The sequence below is a fragment of the Rhodococcus sp. Ni2 genome (assembly GCF_021352185.1).
In the GTDB taxonomy this organism is placed as follows: domain Bacteria; phylum Actinomycetota; class Actinomycetes; order Mycobacteriales; family Mycobacteriaceae; genus Rhodococcus_F; species Rhodococcus_F qingshengii.
Genome location: NZ_WOXZ01000001.1, coordinates 938484 through 958338 on the forward strand (window position 1 = coordinate 938484; position 19855 = coordinate 958338).

The window sequence follows — 19855 nt, forward strand, 5'->3', positions numbered from 1 at the left end:
CATACTGGACGACGCAGCCTCCCGAAGTGTGACGGTCGGGCGAATCAGTCGGTGTACTTCTGCGAAACTCGCCCACGCCACTGCGACCAGATCGGATCCAACGCTGCGCTCGCCTCGTGTGCGTGATCGGCCACGGCCCGTGCCAGCATCCCTGCTCCCGCCAGCGGCGTCACGTGCCCTTCGACGTCGTCGGTAGTCTTCATCCCCAACAGCATGGTCGTACCGAGCACACGATGACGACCGAGAATTCCCGGCAGCGAACGGCCCGGCACGCTACGCAGGTCGAGAGTTTCCACGAGCAGTGCGTCGCCGTCGACGGTAATGCGCTGATCCGAGCGAAGCGCACCGCCCGTTTCGCCGGTCCGGCCGAACACGATCATCTCGTCGAGCAGCGCAACCGCATCGGATTCCAGTGAAATATCCACGCGCCTGGTCACATCCGCGCCGCCGGCGACGACAAACGGTGCCGCGCGCCAGATCAGCGCCGCACCGGCGCCGACGCTCGCCGAAGCCGACCACGACGCCCGGCCGCCACGCGCGTTGTACGCGACGGTCCCCGACGGCTCGATCACCTCGAGGCACGTACCGGGTGCGACTACGAATTCGATACGCAGGTCGTCGCCGGCCAGCAGCGTTGCACTGTGCCCTACCAGGGCAATTCGCACGGTGAGCCCGCGAGCGTCGACGAACCGCGGGGCCAGGAAGTCGCCCGAGATCAGCTCTCGCGCAACAGCGGTGTCACCCACTCTCTCGACGACGACCCGCGTAGCTCCGGTGCGCATCAGTGAGCGTGAGAGTGGCTGTGCCCGTGACCGTGTCCGTGGTCTTCTTCATCGGCATGGAAGTGCGGCGCCATCGGCCCCGGATCCTGCGGGGTGTGACTACCCGCATGGTGAGCTGCGATGACCTGGCGAAGCCACGCACTGAGTTGGTCGATCGTCGCGTGATCCTTCTGGCTGAGCGCGAGAACGGGAAGTCCGTCTCGCGCGGCCGTGGCATCGGCCACCATCTGGACCGCGTCGACGTCGACGTACGGGGCCAGGTCGATCTTGTTGACCACCAACAGATCTGCCCGCTCGATGCCGGGACCACCCTTACGTGCGACGTCTCCGCCGCCCGCGACGTCGATGCAGAAGATCTGGGCGTCGACCAGTGCCGGGCTGAACGTGGCGGTCAGGTTGTCACCGCCGCTTTCCACGATCACCATGTCGAGGGGATGGAACTGACGCTCGAGGTCTTCGACCGCAATGAGGTTCGGCGTGACGTCGTCACGAATAGCCGTGTGCGGGCACGCACCGGTCTCGACTGCGACGATGCGCTCGATCGGCAGAACGTTGGCCGCGCGCAACAGTCGCGCGTCCTCGTCGGTGTAGATGTCGTTGGTGACCACCGCGATCTCGTACTCCGCCGCGAGTTCGCGGCAGATGGTGGCGATGAGGGTGCTTTTGCCGGTGCCGACGGGGCCGGCAACGCCGAGCCTCAAACCTCTTGCAGCAGTGGTGGTGTTGTTCAGGTTGTCAAGCACGGAAAATCCTCCTGGATCGAGCGTGGTGTTCGAGTGACCATTGTTCGACCAACGGCCCTGTTGTTGCGGGTATATCTGCGACGCCCTCGACGGCTACGGCAGCCGCGGCGACGGTTTCGATGGTCGGGGCTGCTCGGAGCAACCATTCGACCGGTTCTGCCGGATCCACCGGCAGTAGCTTCAATGCCGCCGACGCCACCGTTTGGGCGTCGTCGTACAAACAAGATCTGGCTGCCTGTAGGTCGTCCATCCCGGAGACCGCCGTGAAGACGCCCAACGCCAGCGGACGCATCGGATGCCCAGGCAGCGCCATGAGCATCTGCACCGCGGGGTGCTGCGGCCACAATCGCGACGCCAGTCTCGCCAGCCCACGGCCGAGCTGAATCGACGCCTCACGCAGCGGTGCGCTGGGAGTCCGAGCGAGCAGTTCCCTCGAGATGTCCTCGAGTTCGCCTGCACTACCCTCACTTACGGCCCAGCGGCGCGTGACCACCGTTGAAGCGGCCTCGACAAGTCCGACTGTTTCGAGTCGACCGCGAATGAAGTCAGGGACCTGACTCTGCAGGAGTCCGCCCGCCAGTGCCGGTTCCAACCCCGACGAGTGCGCGTGACCGCCGGTAGGCAGACGCCCGTCTGCCAAGAGCATCGATGCTATCTCGGCAGACGCCGTCTCGATCGACATGGTTTCAGAACAGCATGTAGCGCTGAGCCATCGGCACTACGTCAACGGGGTTGGGCGCGATCAGGTCGCCGTTGACCTTGATGGCAAACGTCTCCGGATCGACGTCGATGGACGGCAGCGCCGTGTTGTTCGGCATGTCCGCCTTGGTGAGGTGTCTCGTCGGACGAACACCGGTAAGGGTGCGGGTGAGACCGAGACGATCGGCCAGACCGTCCTCGATGGCCATCGGAGAGACGAACGTCGTGGACAGGTGCGGGGCCGATCCCGGAGTCGCCGCGATGGCCGGGCGAACGAACACCGGCTGCGGGGTCGGGATAGCAGCATTCGGATCACCAAGCGGCGCAGCAACTATCGCCCCGCCCTTGATCACGGCAGAAGGACGGACTCCGAAGAACGCGGGATCCCACAGCACCAGGTCCGCCATCTTCCCGGCCTCGACCGAGCCGATCTCGTGATCGATACCGTGCGCCACCGCGGGGCAGATCGTGTACTTGGCGACGTAACGCCGCGCACGCTCGTTGTCGGCCGGCATGCTGGTGCCCAGCTTGCCGTACTGGGCCTTCATGACGTGAGCCACCTGCCATGTCCGCAGGGTCACCTCACCGATACGGCCCATCGCTTGGGCGTCGGACGAGGTGATCGAGATGGCTCCGATGTCGTGCAGAAAGTCTTCTGCTGCAATCGTTGTCGGCCGGATCCGGGACTCGGCAAAGGCAAGATCCTCCGGAACCCGGGGATTGAGCGCATGACACACGATGAGCATGTCGAGGTGCTCGGCAACCGTGTTGACGGTATGCGGCAACGTCGGATTGGTCGATGCTGGAAGAACGTTCGGCTCACCGGCGGTCACGATGATGTCCGGCGCGTGCCCGCCGCCGGCGCCTTCCGCATGGAATACGTGGATTCCGCGTCCGGCGATCGCGTCCAAAGTGTGCTGTACGTAACCGGTTTCGTTGAGACTGTCCGCGTGCAGCGCTACCTGGAGGCCGAACTCGTCGGCTGCTCGAAGAGCGGCGTCGATCGCGGCCGGAGTGGAACCCCAGTCCTCGTGAACCTTGAATCCGCCTGCGCCCGCGAGAGCTTCCTGGCGCATGGCCTCATGGCTGACGGTGCTGCCCTTGCCGAGAAGAAGGACGTTGAGCGGGATGTGGTCGAGGGCGCGGTGCATCATCGTCAAGGACCAGGCGCCGGGTGTGACGGTGGTTGCCTTGCTTCCCTCGGTGGGACCCGTTCCGCCGCCCGCCACCGTCGTCGTACCGGTCGCGAGCGCCTCCATCATCTCGATTTCACTGAGGAAGTGCACGTGAGTGTCGATCGCACCCGCGGTGAGGATCTTTCCCTCACCGGCGATCACGTCGGTGCTCGGCCCGATGAGCAACTTGGGGTGCACGCCATCCATGATGTCGGGGTTACCGGACTTGCCGATCGCAACGATGCGTCCGTCGCGAATTCCAACGTCTGCCCGGACGATTCCCCAGTGATCGAGAATCACCGTGTTGGTGATGACGACGTCGAGAGCACCCTGGTCGCGAGTGGTCAGGCCCTGGCCCATCGACTCTCGGATGCTCTTACCGCCGCCGAAGACCATCTCGTCGCCGGTCGCGGTGTAGTCGTGCTCGATCTCGATCCACAGATCGGTGTCGGCCAAACGGATCTGGTCACCTGCGGTCGGGCCGTACAGGGAGGCGTAGCCGCGTCGATCGATCCTGCTCATTCGGCTGTCCTCTCAACTGTCGTCGCGGCGTCGTCCGGTGAATCCGCCTCGACTGGAACATCACTCACACGCACGTTCACCGAGGACGCTCGCAAAGGTTCTTCGACCTCGACGCCGGGCGTGCCGAACGGCATGACGGTCTTGGGCTCGCGCGCATGTGTCGGTAGGTCTTCGTCCGGCACGATCTGCAGGCCCGGAACCCTTTTGAGTCCGCCGAGCGCGATCAGTGTCACCGTTCTGCTGACCCCGGGTTCGAACCGAACCGACGTTCCCGAGGGGATGTCGAGCCGGAAGCCGTCTGCCGCTTCGCGATCGAAGGTCAACGCCGGGTTGGCCGCGGGAAGGTGGAGATGTGAACCGATCTGAATGGGGCGATCGCCGTCGTTGACGACGACCATCGTGATCTTCTCCGCGTCCGTGCCGAACTCGAGCGGTTCGGTGGACACACGTACTTCGCCGGGAATCATCGAATGGGCTCCGTCACGGTGACCAGTTTGCGACCGTCCGGGAAAGTGGCCTCCACCTGGACGTTTGCAATCATCTCGGGTACCCCTTCCATCACGTCGTCGCGGGTGAGCACTTGCCGACCGGCGTTCATCAGTTCCGCAACCGTCATTCCGTCACGCGCGCGCTCGAGAATCCAGCACGAGATCAGTGCCATCGCTTCGGGGTAGTTCAGCAGTACCCCGCGCTCGCGGCGGTCACGGGCGACCATGCCCGCGACGCTCAGGAGCAGCTTTTCGGTATCTGAAGGGGTGAGGTGCACTGACAAGCCCTTCCGGTTGTGAAACGACATCGATCGACAGCGTGCTGTCGGGCCGAGATTAGCATTGTCCGAAGCGTCGTCAGTATCCACGAGATTCACGTCGTCGGCTACTTCAGCGCCCACTCGGCGCACTTGCGCTGCTCATCGAATTATTCGGGCGCCCAACGACGCTCAGCTCTGCGCACCGGAGTGGGAACTATCACCACAACCAAAAAGTTTCACCCCCGTCTCCTGTTGGAAACGGGGGTGAAACATGATCGTGCAGGGTTGATCCCGGGACCTATCCGAAGCGGCCGGAGATGTAGTCCTCGGTGGCCTTCTGCGTCGGGTTCGAGAAGATCTTCTCGGTGTCGTCGATCTCGACGAGCTGACCGGGCTTGCCGGTTGCCTCGAGGTTGAAGAATGCCGTCTGGTCACTCACACGCGCAGCCTGCTGCATGTTGTGCGTGACGATGACGATCGTGAAATCCTTCTTCAGCTCGGTGATCAGGTCTTCGATCGCGAGAGTCGAGATCGGGTCGAGCGCGGAGCACGGCTCGTCCATGAGCAGGACGTCGGGCGAGACCGCGATGGCACGCGCGATGCACAGACGCTGCTGCTGACCGCCTGAGAGGCCGCCACCGGGCTTGTCGAGGCGATCCTTGACCTCGTTCCACAGGTTGGCACCGCGCAGCGAACGCTCGGCCACCTCGTCGAGCTTCTTCTTGCTGCGCTCGCCCTGCAACTTCAAGCCCGCGACGACGTTGTCCTTGATGGACATGGTCGGGAAGGGGTTGGGTCGCTGGAACACCATGCCGATGGTCTTGCGAACACCGACCGGATCGACGTTCGAGCCGTAGATGTCCTCGCCGTCGAGCAGCACCGAACCCTCGACGCGCGCACCGGGAATCACTTCGTGCATGCGATTGAGTGAACGGAGAACGGTGGACTTGCCGCAACCGGACGGGCCGATGAAGGCGGTGACGCTCCGGGGCGGGACGGACAGGCCCACATCGGCGACGGCGTGGAACTTGCCGTAGTAGATGTTGACGTCCTTGAGATCCAGACGCTTGGCCATTACCGGCTCCCTACTGAGTTGTTGACGCTGTTGAGTACGAACATGTTCCGAGGCCGCATCACTTACTTCTGACCTGTGAGAAGTGACCGATCAGCTTCGCGACGATGTTGAGGATCGCGATCAGCAGGATCAGGGTCAGTGCTGCGCCCCAGATGCGGTTGGTGCCGGCGTCGGTGGGGTTGTTCATCTCGGCGACCATGACGGAAGGCAGTGTGCCCATTTCGCCGTTGAACAGGTCGAAGTTGATGAACGGTGCGTAGCCGACGAGGATCAGCAGCGGTGCGGTCTCACCGAGCACGCGGGCCAGGGCCAGCATGACGCCGGTGATGATGCCGGGAAGTGCCGTCGGCAGAACGATTTTCGAGATGGTCTTCCACTTCGGCACACCGAGCGCGTACGACGCCTCTCGCAGATCCATCGGGACGATGCGCAGCATTTCCTCGGTGGAGCGGATGACGACCGGGACCATCAGAAGGACCAGAGCCAGTGACACCGCAAACGCGGACTTGGGGAAGCCGAAGGTCGCGATCCACAGGGCGTAGATGAACAGCGCAGCCACGATCGACGGAACACCGCTGAGGATGTCGACCATGAACGTGGTCAGCTTGCCCAGCTTCGACTTCCGGTCGGCGTACTCCACCAGGTAGATCGCGACGAAGATACCGAGCGGGATGGAGAAGACCGCGCACACGATGCCTTGCAGCAGGGTGCCGATCAAGGCGTGATAGATACCGCCGCCGTCGGCCGACGCCGTCAATCCGCTCAGCGAGTTGGTGAACCAGGTAGGCGACGTCAGAGCGGGCAGGCCCTTGGCGATGACCGTGAAGAGCACCCAGACCAACGGGATGAGCGCGATGACGACTGCCAGGCTCACCAGGATGGTCGCGATGACGTCCTTGGCACGACGACGAGCGCCGACGCCTTGGAAAGTGGGGGCCTTGACCGGCCGGTCCAGAGTGGAGGTCATGGGTCAGTCCTTCTTTCCGGCGATCACTGCGCGGGCAGCCGCGTTGACGACGAAGGTCAGTACGAACAGCACCAGTCCGGCCGCGATGTACGCGCCTGCCTGGATGTCGTTGTTGAACTCCGCGTAGCCGAGGGCGATCTTGGAGGCGATGGTCGAGCCGCCGTCGAACAGCGACCAGCCGAAGGCCTGAGAGGTGGTGCGCAGGATCAGGTAGAGCGCCATCGTCTCACCGAGTGCGCGTCCGAGACCGAGCATCGAGCCGCTGATGTAGCCGGACTTACCGAACGGGATGACCGTGGTGCGCACAACTTCCCAGCGCGTGGCGCCGAGGGCGAGTGCGGCTTCGATCTGTGATCGCGGGGTCTGGATGAACACCTCGCGGGTCACTGCGGTGATGACCGGAAGGATCATCACGGCGAGGACGATGCCTGCGGTGAAGATGGTGCCGCCGCCGGTGATCGATCCGCTGCCGTCGGCGAAGAGCGGGAACCAGCCGAGAGTGTCGTTGAGCCACACCGCGACCGGGGTGATCGCCGGAGCGAAGACGAGAAGTCCCCACAGGCCGTAGACGATGGACGGCACAGCTGCCAGAAGGTCGATCGTGTACGACAGTGGCCGCGTGAGCCACTTGGGTGAGTACGAAGTCAGGAAGATCGCAATGCCCAGTGCGATCGGCATCGCGAGCACCAGTGCGAACAGCGAGACCAACACCGTGACCTGGAAAAGATCGAGGACACCGAACGCCATCGCGTTGATGTTCTGCGTGACCCATTCACGGCTGGTCAGGAAGTTGACCTGGTTCCGGCTCAAAGCAGGAACAGCACGCCAGATCAGGAACGCGCCGATCGCCGCGATGACAACCGTGATGAAGATTGCCGAACCGGAGGCGAGCGAGCTGAAGATGCGGTCACCCGGACGGGTCACCGTCTTGCTGTTGCCGCTACCCGGACCGTCACCCTTCGGAGGATGCTCGGTTTCTGGAGCCTTGGTGGAAGTAATCGTGTCCTCCGTGGTGCCGTTCGGACCGCCCACCCCGGCCCCGCTGGTTGCGGGGCCGGGAGAACGAGATGTCGAGGTGATGGGCGCGTCACTCATGCGCGCTCACTTCCTTCACGTCTGAATGTAGATCCATGAGCTTGTCCGCACGAGTCTCTAGGTCAGCTGATTGCCGTGATGGACGCGTTGAGGCGATCCTGGACGTTGGACGGCAGCGGGACGTAACCCTGCTCGGCCAGGTTGGCCTGACCCTCGTTGGCCGCGCTCGTCAGGAACGACTTCACTGCTGCGGAGGTGTCCGCGTCGTAGCCCTTGGAGCAGACGATCGAGTACGTGGCGAGAACCAGCGGGTAGGCGCCGGCTTCGTTGGTCTTGAAGATCGACGCGAGGTCGAGCGTCAGGTCGCCGGTTGCGTCGGACTTGAACTTCGCGCCTGCGATCGACTTCGCGGCCGTGTCGTTGGTCAGTGCGACTGCCTCGGAGCCGGTGTTGATTTCGGCAACCGAGAGCTTGTTCTGATCGGCGAACGACTTCTCGACGTAGGTGATCGAACCCGGTGCCGTGGCAACTGCCTGTGCAACGCCCGCCGAACCCTTGGCGCCCTCACCGACGCCACCGGTGAAGTCGGACCCTGCGCCCGACGTCCAAGCACCGTTCGATGCCGCGTCGAGGTACTTCTGGAAGTTGTCGGTGGTACCCGAGGAATCGGAGCGGATCACGGTGGTGATCTTCTCGTCGGGAAGCGATGCACCGGAGTTGAGCGCGGCGATTGCCGGATCGTTCCACTTGGTGATGCCGCCGTTGAAGATCTTCGCGAGAACCTCTGCGTTGAGAACGAGCTTGTCGACGCCGTCGAGGTTGTATGCAACTGCGATCGGGCCGAAGACGAGGGGAAGGTTCCAGGCTTCGCCGCCGACGCAACGCTCCTTGGCCTTGTCGGCCTGCTCGTCCTTGATGGCCGAGTCGGAGCCGGCGAAGTCGATCTGGCCGGCGATGAACTGTGTACGACCGTCGCCCGAACCGCTGGGGTTGTACGCGACGTTGACCGTCTTGCCCTTTTCCTGGCACACGGAGATGTAAGTGGCGACGAACTGGTCCATGGCGTTCTTCTGTGCCGAGGAACCAGCGGCAGAGAGGTTGCTCTTGCCTTCGCACGTTGCGTTCGATGCGGACGCGTCCACACCCGTCGACGACGAGTTGTTGTCGCTGCCACATGCGGCCAAGGTCATGGCGCCCACGGCCACTACACCAAGCAGGGCACCACTGCGCTTGAGATTCACCAAGATCCTCCGGAAATCGCTACCGCCACGCCCACGATCGGGCGGCGACATGAGACGCAGAATGATTGAAATCTGCATCAGGCAACACGGCGCTGCCCACAGAGAAAAGTAGGCGGGCGCGGTGTCCGGCTGGACCACACATGGTTAACGCAGAATGAACAGACTGGACATTTCTGCGTGTCCGACTGTGACGTCAGAGCGCGCGGGCGTAAGCCATGTCCACGTGGAACCGATCGAAGCCGAGTCGTTCGTACGTGTGGAGGGCGGCCGTGTTGTCGCCTTCGACGTACAGAAGGACGGTTCCGAGGCCGCGATCACGCAGGTAATGCATGCCCGCGAGAGTCAGCACTCGGCCGAGACCTCGTCCCTGCGCCGCGGGATCGATCCCCACGACGTACACCTCCCCCAGCTCCGGATCGTCACCTTCGGGTGCGTGCACCTTGGTCCAGTGAAAGCCGAGAAGAGTATCGGGATCGGTGTCCGCGAACGCCATGAACAGACCAGCAGGGTCGAACCAACCTTCGGCCGTTCTCTCGTCGATCTCCGCCTGGGTCCAGCCACCCTGCTCGGGATGCCAGGAGAAGGCCGCATTGTTGACGCGAAGGATCTCGGAATCGTCTTCGGGTCCACGATACGTCCGAATCGTCACACCTTCGGGCACAACGATTTCCGGAAGCTGCGGAGCATCGAGTGGTCGACGCAGCTGCAGGAGTTCACGAACGCTGACCAGATCGAGGCTCTTGGCGAATTCGACTGCGGCGTCGACGTTTCCGTGCGCCCAGACACGCGTGCCCGGCCGGCCCTCGTCGAATACCGCTGCGGCAAGCCTGGTTCCGATGCCGCGGCGCCGCGCCTGCGGGTCGACCACCAACTCCGCCATGTCGGGATGCTCGTCCGAACCGGCTTGCAGCTGCGCATAACCGACGACTGCATCGCCGTCGAGTTCGAGGAAGTGTCGCGCGCCGCCGCGCCCGGCAACGGCATGGCGCCCCTGTTCCGACACGGGCGCCTTGCCGTCGAACTCGGTTGCGCGATCGAGAAGCGCGGAAACCTGCTCGGCGAATCCAGCCGGCAGTGAATCTGTCCAACCCACGTCAGACCACCGATCCGTCGGCCGCGTCGTAGTCGACGTCCTCGTCGTCCTCGAACTGAACGGGAGCAGCTGCGCCACCCTTGGCCCTGGTCGGACGCACTGCCTTATATCCGACATTTCGGACTGTACCGATCAAGGACTCGTATTCGGTGCCGAGTTTCGCCCGCAGACGACGCACGTGGACGTCGACCGTCCTGGTGCCGCCGAAGAAGTCGTAGCCCCACACTTCCTGCAGCAGCTGCGCCCGGGTGAATACCCGTCCGGCGTGCTGCGCGAGGTACTTGAGCAGCTCGAATTCCTTGTAAGTCAAATCAAGGGGCCGTCCACGCAGTCGTGCCGTGTACGTCCCCTCGTCGATAACCAGTTCGCCCAGCGTGATCTTTCCCGACGCTTCCGGACTGGCCACACCGCCGCTGCGGGCGACCAACAACCGCAATCGGGCGTCCACCTCAGCCGGACCGGTACCGGGAAGCAGGATGTCGTCCAACCCCCAGTCGGCGTTGACGGCAACGAGTCCGCCTTCGGTGAGGACGGCGACCACAGGTACTGCGGATCCTGTGCTTCCGAGCAATCGACACAACCCGCGTGCGGCAGCCAGATCGGTGCGCGCATCCACCAATGCCACGTCCGCGGAACTTGCCTCGAGTAGCGAGGAAACCTCTGTGGGGGCAGGCCGAACCGAGTGCGCCAGCAACGCCAACGCCGGTAGTACAGCTTCCGGGTTGGGGTCGGAGGTGAGGAGGAGCAGTTCCACACGGCCTCCTATCTAGTAGCCCGCGCAACCCGTGAGGGCAACGCTCGAGTAGTTCGACGCTTTTGGTCGGTCCCTACATTAGCGTGCCTGGTACCGGGGCCGTCGCATCGAACCCCGACCGGAGTCCGTCACAATGGTGCGGTGCGCAAACTGATCATCGGCATCGTCTTTCTCCTCGGCCTCGGACTGGTGGCCGATTTCGGCGCGGCCGCGTACGCCGAGTACCGGGTTTCCCGCGAGCTCCGAACCGGCGCATCACTCGAGTCGGATCCGGAGGTCACCTTCAACGGGTTCCCCTTCCTCACCCAGGCACTCGGCGGGAAATACAAGGACGTCTACGTCAGAGCTACCGGCGTCCAGAGCGACGTGGTGGGCGAAGTGACCGTCGAGGCCGATCTGCGCGGGGTCACCGTTCCCTTCTCCGACATCGTGAACGGCAATGTCACCCAACTCCCCGTCGACAAACTCGACGGCCGGATGGGAATCAACGCCACCGACCTCGGAAAGCTGCTCAATATCCCTGACCTGCAGGTATCTTCGCCGCCGGCCAACAAGTCGGATGGCACCGGGGGCAGCGGCGGAACCGGAGCGAGCACCGCGGGCGCCGTCGTGCTGACGGGAACGGTTGCCGTCGGCCCGGTCGAGACTGCAGTGAGCGTGCAGGCCAACCTGGTTTTGGAAGGTGGGCAGGTCAAGATCGTCGCCAGCAATCTGTACTTCGGTCCGGAGGGCAAAGCCGATTTCTCGATCCCCGCAGCACTCGAACCCGTCGTCCTCGGACTGTTCAGCTACACGATCGATCCGCAGGCACTCCCCTACGGAATTCAGCCGAGCCTGGTCTACGCGGAAGGCGGAAGAATCGTGATCGAAGGCAGCGCCGAAAACACGACGATCGATCTCGCAGAGCTGCAGAACCGATGACCGGGATCACAATTCTGCTGGTCGCGCTGGTCGCCGTCGTCGCGGTCGGGCTCTTTCTCAAGTCGCGCAACGGAAAGGTCCGAGTCACCACGCCGGCCGCGACCGGCGCGGCGGACAGTCGCCTCGAACTGCTCCGCGCCGCTGGAGTCTCTTCGCCGAACGGCGGACCCGTCGTACTGCATTTCTCTGCCGACTGGTGCGGACCGTGCGCGGCAGTACGCCGCGTCGTCGGTCAGGTCGTGATCTCGATGGCCGACGCTCCCCGTCCGCCGGTGGAGATCGAGCTCGACATCGACAAGGAACCGGCTCTGGCACGCGAGATGAGTGTCCTCTCGCTGCCCACCACCTTCATCCTCGACGGTGGCCTGGAGGAACAGTTCCGGGTGTCCGGAGTGCCATCCGCAGCCGATCTGAAAGCTGCACTCGTACCACTATCCGGACCCCACGAGCCAAAATCCGAGAATTCGGGGTAAACTCGCCGACGTGCAAACCCGCCACGAGCTGATGCTCACCCGACGCCGCGCAGTAGACCTGTGCCGCCTCGGGGGCTGTTGCTGTACCTGTTGCTGATCACCACATCCGTCAGATCTCTCTGACCTTCGAGCTTTCGCTCACGTGATCAATCCACCGAGTGGGACTTTGACGTCCCGTTTTCTCGGCCCAGGCACAGCATCATGCAATCCAGCGCAGGAGCACTCCCGATGTCCACAACCACACCCCAGCTCGAGCAGGTCGACGTCCGCGGACCTCGATTCGCCGCGTGGGTCACCACCGGCGTTCTCGTACTCACGCTCATCCTCTCGACCTTCTCACTGCCCGCCGCCACCGTCGTTCTCGCACTGCAGGCCATAGTCTTCGCGGTCGGAGCGGTACTCGGCCCCAAGCGCAGCCCGTACGGCCAGATCTTCGGCAAGCTCGTCGCCCCGCGACTCTCGCCGGTCAGCGAACGCGAACCCGTGGCGCCGCTGCGCTTCGCGCAGTTCGTCGGCTTCGTCTTCGCACTCGCCGGCACGGTCGGTTTCCTGGCCGGGTCGACGATCGTCGGCACCGTTGCCACCGGCTTCGCCTTGTTCGCGGCCCTGCTCAACGCCGCGTTCGGTATCTGCCTCGGCTGCCAGATCTATCCACTCGTCGCAAGGCTGCGAAATACCGGCCGAGCTACCACCGCGTGAAAACGCTTGCCCCACAACCCTGCTGAACCCCTGCTAGATAACGACCGATGCAAGACCACATCGAAAGGAACACCATGGCTCGCTCCGACGTCCTAGTCTCCGCTGACTGGGCTGAGCAGAACCTCAACACCCCCAAGACCGTTTTTGTCGAGGTGGACGAGGACACCAGCGCATACGACGGCGGCCACATCGAGGGTGCAGTCAAGCTCGACTGGCGCAAGGACCTCCAGGACGGCGTCCGACGCGACTTCCTGAACCAGGAGCAGTTCTCGGATCTGCTCTCCGCCAAAGGCATTGCGAACGACGACACCGTCGTTCTCTACGGTGGCAACAACAACTGGTTCGCCGCTTACGCGTACTGGTACTTCAAGCTGTACGGCCACCAGGACATCAAGCTGATCGACGGCGGCCGCAAGAAGTGGGAACTCGACGGACGCCCGCTCTCCAAGGACGCAGTCAACCGCGAAGCCACGCAGTACAAGGCCGAGACCCCCGACTTCTCGATCCGCGCTTTCCGCGACGAGGTCATCGACGCCATCGGCAGCAAGAACCTCGTCGACGTTCGTAGCCCTGACGAGTTCTCGGGCAAGATCCTCGCTCCCGCCCACCTTCCGCAGGAGCAGGCGCAGCAGCGTGGCCACGTCCCCGGAGCCATCAACATCCCGTGGAGCACCACCGCCAACGAGGACGGCACCTTCAAGTCGGACGACGACCTCGCCAAGCTGTACGCGGAAAAGGGCTTCGACGACACCAAAGAAACGATCGCCTACTGCCGCATCGGCGAGCGTTCGAGCCACACCTGGTTCGTCCTGCAGGAGATCCTCGGCAAGAACAACGTCAAGAACTACGACGGCAGCTGGGTCGAATACGGCTCACTCGTCGGCGCACCGATCGAATTGGGAGCCTGATCATGTGTGGAGCACCTACCCAGGGCCAGACCCTGCCTGCCGGCGTCGACGTCGAGAAGGAAACGGTCATCACCGGCCGCGTTCTCGCAGCTGACGGCCAGCCCATCGGCGGCGCATTCGTGCGTCTGCTCGACGGCTCCGGAGAGTTCACGGCCGAGGTCGTGGCATCGGGAACCGGCGATTTCCGCTTCTTCGCCGCTCCGGGCGAGTGGACCGTGCGTGCACTGTCCAGCTCGGGCAACGGCACCTCCACCGTCGCTCCCGAGGGCTCGGGCGTGCACAACGTGGACGTGACCGTCAGCAAGTAATTCCTGCTTTGTCAGGCGGCCCCGCACCCCTCCGGTGCGGGGCCTTCTGCATTCCGGCTCCCGATTTTTCCGGTCGGTCGCCGCGGTCTAAGATGTACCCGTGGTCATTTTCTTCGAGGTACTCCTCGCACTCGCATCCGTCATGATCGCTTGGTTCTCCGTGTACGTCGTGTACCGCTTGGTCACCGACGAGTCGTGAGTCAGGCTCCGGATTCAGGGTCCGACGCGACCGCTGACGATTCCGCCGCTGCAGGTGCCGTGAGGCGCGGCAGCGGGGACGAAGCTGTCGCCATCGCCGTCGAGCGCTCCAAGTCGACGGCGTCGCTCAACATTCCGACCCTGCCGGACCTTCCGTTGCCGGAGGACACCGCAAACCTGCGCCTCGGCCCGGACATCAATCCCGAACTCCTCGCGCTTCTCCCCCTCGTCGGTGTCTGGCGCGGCGAAGGTGAAGGACACGACGAGAACGGCGACTACGCCTTCGGTCAGCAGATCGTCATCTCGCACGACGGCGGCCCCTACCTCAATTGGGAGTCCAGATCTTGGCGCCTCGACGCCGAGGGCAAGTACGTGAGCCCCGATCTGCGCGAGAGCGGTTACTGGCGCATGGGCGGCGACGGCATCCCGGGCAGCGTCAACCAGGAAGTGGTCGAACTCCTGCTCAGCCACAGCTCCGGTGTCGTCGAAATGTACTACGGGCGCGCACTCACCCAGGCGTCGTGGGAACTTGCCACCGACGTGGTGATCCGCAGCCAGTCGGGTGCACTGTACGGCGGCGCGAAGCGTCTGTACGGCATCGTCGAAGGCGGCGACCTCGCGTACGTCGAGGAGCGGATCATGTCTGACGGTGGCCTGGAACCGCGTCTCTCGGCCCGCCTGACGCGCTACATCGGCTAGCTCTGCTGTGCGCCTTTATTAACCCCCGGCGGTTAATAAAGGCGCACAGCAGATTTATCCACAGGCACCGACAAATTCCACAGGCGGGCTTCGGAGCGGCATCTTCGACCGATTCTTGTCGGTCCGCGATCTGACGGTATTCGCATGAGCTGCGACTACATCGATCCTGATCTCCGAAGACTCTTCGACTTCCAACACGGACTCGCGACCAATAAACAACTACGCCCTTTCGGCTATTCACCGCGGCGCATCCAACATCTGGTCGAATCGGGTCAATGGACTTCCGTCCTCCACGGCGTTCAATCCAGCACCAACGGCCCGCTCAACCGAGCAATGATTCTCGAGGCCGCCCTTCTGTTCGGCGGCGGAGAGACCTACCTGAGTCACCGGACGGCAGCTGAAGAGTGGGGACTCACGCACATCGAGTCCGAACTGCCGGTCCACATCACGGTCCGATACGGCAGATCCTCGCGCTGTCAGAGTCCGACGGTCAGACCCGAACGCTCCCCGGCGCGCCCCGTTCCGTTGGGGTGGTCCACTGCCCATCCCGGAGTGATCGTTCATCGTTCACGCGCTCAGGCCCACATCGGCGTTGCCACTCAGCCTGCTCGTACTTCGCTGGCCGACACCGCAATTGACCTGGCGGTTGCAGAGCCGTCGGCTCGCGACGCCGCTCGTTCTCTGGTTCGCTCGGCCACGGCGTGCAAAGTGTCACGGATGGAATTGCGCACCCGAATGGAATGCCGACGGCCGAGGCGATATGTCAAAGCGCTGTCCTCGACATTGGACCTGTTGGATCGCGGTGTCCAGTCGGTACTCGAGCATCGCTACGCAATCGAGGTCGAGCGAGCACACGGTTTGCCGGAAGCACGACGGCAATCGCCGGTCCTCGTCGATGGGAGAACTTTCTACGAGGACGTCGACTACCGCAATTGCGGTGTCGCACTGATCGTTCGACTCGACGGATTTGCCTTCCACTCTTCTCGGGCGACTGCGCTGCGGGATCGTCGGCGAGGAAACGCATCCGAACTGTCAGGCAACGCCACACTGGTCTTCGGTTGGGAGGAGGTGGAGGGGGCCTCGTGCCGAACTGCAGCCGAGGTCAGAGCGATCCTCGAGCGCGGTGGATGGTGGGGGCCTAATCCTTGTCCACGCTGTGCGCCTTTATTAACCGCCGGGGGTTGATAAAGGCGCACGGCACGAAGCGACCCCCGAGCCACACCCACGCTTTCGCGCGGATCCCGGTCGGACTGATCGGGGGCTCGGGGGTCGGGTGGCTGCCTGGGATTCGCCGGCCGCTCACGCGGTAAGTGAATTCCATCAGCGATTGCGGCTAGCTGGCAGCCACCTCACGCGTCCGTCTGTACTTCAATTTCAGACCACCTCCTTCCTTGTGTACAGGAGAAAGTACGCGCACTTCACGATGACGGCAACGTATTTTCCACAGAAACTTTTCCGACGCATATCACCTGGTCAGCTGCTGTGCCGTCCGGAAGTTGGTGGGTGACGACAACTACGGTTCGCGAAGAATCGACCAGCATTCCGTCGCGATCGAGCAACTCGCGCAGCAACTGAGCGCCGGCCTCCGCGTCCATGTGCTCGGTCGGCTCGTCGAGCAGCAGTACCTCCGCGGGCGAGACGATCGCGCGTGCCAACAGCAACCGACGACGCTCACCGCCCGAAACCGCTCGCATACCGCCGACCAGGTAGGTGTCGAGCCCGTCCGGCAGTTCCGCCAGCCACTCGCCGAGACCAACTGCGGCAAGTGCCTTCTCCGCGTCCTCGGCGGTGAGGTCACCCCGCGCGACGCGCAGGTTCTCGAGTACCGACGTCTCGAAGAGGTGTGCGTCTTCGGCGAAGTACCCGACGTGCCGACGCAGCTCGGCCGGATCGATATCCGAAACGTCCACCGAGTCAACACGAACTGTTCCCGCGACGGGCGGCAGCAGTCCCGCCATCGTCATCAGCGCAGTGGTCTTTCCCGATCCACTCTCGCCGACGACGGCAACACGAGCACCGCGAGGAAGATCCACCGACAGCGGTTCGGTCACCTTTCCCCCGGGCCAACCCGCCCGCAACGCGTGCACACTCAGGACCCCGTCCTCCGGCCACGCACGATTTCCTTCAACGTGTTCGGCGTCGGCTCGATCGAGTACCGCCATGATGCGTGCCGACGCCAGCCGCGCCTTGGTCAATGCCACCGCCGCGCTGGGCAGTATCGCGGTTCCCTCGAAAGCCGACAGCGGAAGCAGTACAAGGATTCCCATGGACATCGGTGACATGTCGGTGGTTCCGTACAGCGAGATTCCGATCAGCAGGGCACCGAGGACGCTCACTCCGATTGCCAGGGGCGTGGCAGCGGCGGCAAAGGCACTCGGGACCGCCGCGCGATCGGTTGCGTCGACCACATCGTTCTCGGCAGAGACCGCCTCGCTCACCGCCTGATCCAAGCGACCCGATACCCGGAGCTCGGCGGAATGGTCGAGGGCGGTCACCGCGGACTCACTGAATCGCGCTGCGGCAGCAGAACTGTCGGCCTCGGCGAGACGAGCAGCACGAGCCGACAGCCAGGGTGCCGCGATCCCGGACACCGCCAGCGCAACAGCCAGGATGAGCGCGGCCGGAACCGAGATGAACAACAGGATTCCCACCGCAGCAAACGCGAGGACAATCGAAACCGCAATCGGGATCAGTGCTTTGACGACGACGTCGCCCAGTGCATCCACGTCGGCGCCCGTACGTGAGAGCAGGTCACCGCGTCGTAGTCCGGCTGCTGCCGCGGGATCTCCTGCGGCCAACTGCTGGTAGATCCTCGATCGCGCCGCGGTGGTTCCGCGCAACGCGACGTCGTGCGTCGTCAATCGTTCGAGATAGCGGAAGACACCACGCGAGATCCCCAATGCGCGTACGGCAACCACAGCGACGCTGAGATCGAGAACGGGCGGCATCTCCCAGGCCCGCGTGATCAACCACGCAGACAGCGCGGCCAAGGCGAGGGCGCTGCCGAGTGTTGCGACGCCCGCCGCGACCGCCGTCAGAACGCGTCGTGGCCGAAGTTCCAGTAGCCGCAGAGCACGCAGAAGCGGATCGTGAGCGTCACTTCTCATGAGCGCGCACCTCGACGATCCGGTCAGCTGCGGCAAGCACACTCGGACGGTGGCCGATCACGACAACGGTGTCGCCACGCTCCGCCCGTGCTCTCAGAGAAGCCAACACTGTCCCTTCCGAATCCGAGTCGAGGTGAGCGGTGGGTTCGTCCAGGACAAGAACTGCGCGGTCCGAGGCAAGCACGCGTGTCAGTGCCAGCCGTTGCCGCTGCCCCAAAGACAGACCTGTACCGCCGACGCCGATCACGGTCTCGACGCCCGCAGGCAGCTCGGCCAGTACCGCGTCGAATCCCGTCGCAGCAGCGGCGCGAGCCAATGCTTGCGCATCGACGACCCCGGTGAGATCGAGATTTTCACGAACGGTGCCGGGCAGGAGGACCGGATGTTGCGGTAGCCAGGCCAACTGACTCCACCACGCGTGCTCGTCCAGGTCTCGGACATCGACGCCGGCGACCGTCACGCGCCCACTGCTCGGTTCGATCAACCCGAGCAGCGCGTGCACTGCCGTCGACTTGCCGCAGCCGTTGGGACCGGTGAGCACGGTGATCGCCCCTGGCGATGCCACGGCGGAAAGTCGAGACGGTGCGACTCCCCCACGAGAGGTCACGCCGAGTCCGTCGAAGACGATGTCGGCACCGCGAGCGACCACCGTCGTGCTACCACCCTCCGGTGCGGCAGAATCCGCCTCGATAACCTCGATAACCTCGATAACCTCGATAACCTCGAATGCCTTGTCGGCTGCCGCCATTCCGTCCTCGGCGGCGTGGAACTGGGTTCCCACCATCCGAAGTGGCAGGTACACCTCGGGGGCGAGGATCAACGCGACTATCCCCGGCTCGAGTGACATGTCGCCGTACACCAGTCGCAAGCCGATACTCACAGCCACCAATGCGACGCAGAGCGTTGCGAGCAGTTCCAGCACCATCGAGGACAGGAACGCAACGCGGAGGGCGGACATCGTCGTTCGCCGATGAGCGTCACCGAGTTCACGGACGCGCTCGGCAGGACCCTGCTGACGACCGAGCGCCCTCAGCGTCGGCAAACCGGCAAGGAGATCGAGCAGTTGCGAAGACAACGTGGTCATCGCTGCCAGCGTCTTCTCCGACTTACCCTTTGTCAGCAGGCCGATCAGAATCATGAAGATGGGGATCAGCGGCAGCGTCACGAAGATGATGACCGCAGACGTCATGTCCTGCACCGCAATGACTATCAGGGTGATGGGTGTCAGCGTCACCGACAAGACCAGGGCCGGAAGGTATCCCGTCAGGTACGGACCAAGGCCGTCGACACCTCGGGTGACCACGGTCGCGATCTCGTCGCGCCGCGGATCCAGATCGCGAGGGCTCATCGCCGTCGCCGACGTCAGCACGCCGTTCTTGATCTCGGCAACGACGCGAGTCGACGCCCGGTGCGCATACCTGGTCTGCAGCCAGGTCCCCAGAACTCGGACCGCCACAGCTGCGGCGAGAACAACCAATTCGGTTGTCCACGAGGAAACATCCACAGTTCGAGTGGTGATCACTCCGGCCAGCACCCGGCCGATCATGAGCGCCGCGACGATGACCATCACGACGTTCACCATCGACAGAGCAACAGTCAGGATCAGATAGCCGCGCGCAGAAGCGGAATGTCGCCACAGCCGCGGGTCGATCGGCCCCCGGCGACGCTCCCGAGTGGTGGGAGCGTCGCCTACTTCGATAGTCACGTG

Annotated in this window: 22 protein-coding genes; 8 read left to right on the top strand and 14 right to left on the bottom strand. The window is 63.8% G+C overall.

Features of this window, described 5'->3' with window-relative positions; genetic code table 11:
* Nucleotides 1-44 precede the first annotated feature (44 nt).
* The 12 genes from GN300_RS04420 to GN300_RS04475 form a co-directional block, all read right to left on the bottom strand.
* Nucleotides 45-782 carry an urease accessory protein UreD gene (locus GN300_RS04420; protein ID WP_232508885.1) on the bottom strand — a complete coding sequence of 246 codons (738 nt, stop codon included), beginning with the start codon at nucleotides 780-782 and terminating at the stop codon, nucleotides 45-47.
* Entirely contained in the window at nucleotides 782-1525 is a 744-nt protein-coding gene (gene ureG / locus GN300_RS04425) for an urease accessory protein UreG (RefSeq protein ID WP_063315848.1), read from the bottom strand. The genes GN300_RS04420 and ureG overlap by 1 nt, the downstream gene beginning before the upstream one ends.
* Nucleotides 1518-2207, bottom strand: coding sequence for an urease accessory protein UreF (locus tag GN300_RS04430; protein ID WP_007733855.1), 690 nt, complete (start codon nucleotides 2205-2207; stop codon nucleotides 1518-1520). The genes ureG and GN300_RS04430 overlap by 8 nt, the downstream gene beginning before the upstream one ends.
* 4 nt (nucleotides 2208-2211) lie before the next feature.
* Nucleotides 2212-3921 (bottom strand): urease subunit alpha, encoded by a 1710-nt coding sequence (locus GN300_RS04435; protein WP_030535249.1) that lies wholly within the window; start codon nucleotides 3919-3921, stop codon nucleotides 2212-2214.
* Nucleotides 3918-4388, bottom strand: a complete 471-nt coding sequence (gene ureB / locus GN300_RS29880; protein ID WP_007733849.1) for an urease subunit beta — start codon at nucleotides 4386-4388, stop codon at nucleotides 3918-3920. The genes GN300_RS04435 and ureB overlap by 4 nt, the downstream gene beginning before the upstream one ends.
* Nucleotides 4385-4687, bottom strand: coding sequence for an urease subunit gamma (ureA, locus tag GN300_RS04445; RefSeq protein WP_003939800.1), 303 nt, complete (start codon nucleotides 4685-4687; stop codon nucleotides 4385-4387). Before ureA ends, ureB begins: the two co-directional genes overlap by 4 nt.
* 280 nt (nucleotides 4688-4967) lie before the next feature.
* Nucleotides 4968-5744: a phosphate ABC transporter ATP-binding protein PstB gene (pstB, locus tag GN300_RS04450; protein ID WP_003939968.1), complete on the bottom strand. Its 777-nt coding sequence runs from the start codon at nucleotides 5742-5744 to the stop codon at nucleotides 4968-4970.
* 58 nt (nucleotides 5745-5802) lie between these two features.
* Nucleotides 5803-6711, bottom strand: coding sequence for a phosphate ABC transporter permease PstA (gene pstA / locus GN300_RS04455; protein WP_003940100.1), 909 nt, complete (start codon nucleotides 6709-6711; stop codon nucleotides 5803-5805).
* A gap of 3 nt (nucleotides 6712-6714) precedes the next feature.
* Entirely contained in the window at nucleotides 6715-7806 is a 1092-nt protein-coding gene (pstC, locus tag GN300_RS04460; protein WP_007733846.1) for a phosphate ABC transporter permease subunit PstC, read from the bottom strand.
* Between the two features lie 62 nt (nucleotides 7807-7868).
* Complete coding sequence (gene pstS, locus GN300_RS04465; protein ID WP_003940482.1) at nucleotides 7869-8987, bottom strand: phosphate ABC transporter substrate-binding protein PstS; 1119 nt, start codon at nucleotides 8985-8987, stop codon at nucleotides 7869-7871.
* 193 nt (nucleotides 8988-9180) lie between these two features.
* A complete protein-coding gene (mshD, locus tag GN300_RS04470) occupies nucleotides 9181-10080 on the bottom strand; it encodes a mycothiol synthase (RefSeq protein WP_063315847.1) in 900 nt (299 codons plus the stop codon).
* Between the two features lies 1 nt (nucleotide 10081).
* Nucleotides 10082-10834: a response regulator transcription factor gene (locus GN300_RS04475; RefSeq protein ID WP_003939728.1), complete on the bottom strand. Its 753-nt coding sequence runs from the start codon at nucleotides 10832-10834 to the stop codon at nucleotides 10082-10084.
* Between the two features lie 141 nt (nucleotides 10835-10975).
* Between GN300_RS04475 and GN300_RS04480 the strand changes: the two genes are divergently transcribed.
* From GN300_RS04480 to GN300_RS04510, 8 genes are all read left to right on the top strand, one after another.
* Nucleotides 10976-11755 (top strand): LmeA family phospholipid-binding protein, encoded by a 780-nt coding sequence (locus tag GN300_RS04480; protein WP_003939847.1) that lies wholly within the window; start codon nucleotides 10976-10978, stop codon nucleotides 11753-11755.
* Nucleotides 11752-12228, top strand: a complete 477-nt coding sequence (locus GN300_RS04485) for a co-chaperone YbbN (RefSeq protein WP_003939684.1) — start codon at nucleotides 11752-11754, stop codon at nucleotides 12226-12228. The genes GN300_RS04480 and GN300_RS04485 overlap by 4 nt, the downstream gene beginning before the upstream one ends.
* A gap of 10 nt (nucleotides 12229-12238) precedes the next feature.
* Nucleotides 12239-12325 carry a putative leader peptide gene (locus GN300_RS29970; protein ID WP_350318872.1) on the top strand — a complete coding sequence of 29 codons (87 nt, stop codon included), beginning with the start codon at nucleotides 12239-12241 and terminating at the stop codon, nucleotides 12323-12325.
* Nucleotides 12326-12456: 131 nt separating this feature from the next.
* Nucleotides 12457-12927, top strand: coding sequence for a DUF4395 domain-containing protein (locus GN300_RS04490; RefSeq protein ID WP_003940408.1), 471 nt, complete (start codon nucleotides 12457-12459; stop codon nucleotides 12925-12927).
* Nucleotides 12928-13001: 74 nt separating this feature from the next.
* Complete coding sequence (locus GN300_RS04495; protein WP_003939859.1) at nucleotides 13002-13835, top strand: sulfurtransferase; 834 nt, start codon at nucleotides 13002-13004, stop codon at nucleotides 13833-13835.
* A 2-nt stretch (nucleotides 13836-13837) separates the two neighbouring features.
* Nucleotides 13838-14143 (top strand): DUF1416 domain-containing protein, encoded by a 306-nt coding sequence (locus tag GN300_RS04500; protein WP_003939797.1) that lies wholly within the window; start codon nucleotides 13838-13840, stop codon nucleotides 14141-14143.
* A 258-nt stretch (nucleotides 14144-14401) separates the two neighbouring features.
* Nucleotides 14402-15040, top strand: a complete 639-nt coding sequence (locus tag GN300_RS04505) for an FABP family protein (RefSeq protein ID WP_039973378.1) — start codon at nucleotides 14402-14404, stop codon at nucleotides 15038-15040.
* Nucleotides 15041-15184: 144 nt separating this feature from the next.
* Nucleotides 15185-16225: a type IV toxin-antitoxin system AbiEi family antitoxin domain-containing protein gene (locus GN300_RS04510; RefSeq protein WP_063315846.1), complete on the top strand. Its 1041-nt coding sequence runs from the start codon at nucleotides 15185-15187 to the stop codon at nucleotides 16223-16225.
* A 233-nt stretch (nucleotides 16226-16458) separates the two neighbouring features.
* On the opposite strand, the gene cydC is transcribed toward GN300_RS04510, so the two are convergent.
* Nucleotides 16459-18147, bottom strand: coding sequence for a thiol reductant ABC exporter subunit CydC (cydC, locus tag GN300_RS04515; RefSeq protein ID WP_063315845.1), 1689 nt, complete (start codon nucleotides 18145-18147; stop codon nucleotides 16459-16461).
* Complete coding sequence (gene cydD, locus GN300_RS04520; RefSeq protein ID WP_063315844.1) at nucleotides 18137-19852, bottom strand: thiol reductant ABC exporter subunit CydD; 1716 nt, start codon at nucleotides 19850-19852, stop codon at nucleotides 18137-18139. Before cydD ends, cydC begins: the two co-directional genes overlap by 11 nt.
* Between the last annotated feature and the right edge of the window lie 3 nt (nucleotides 19853-19855).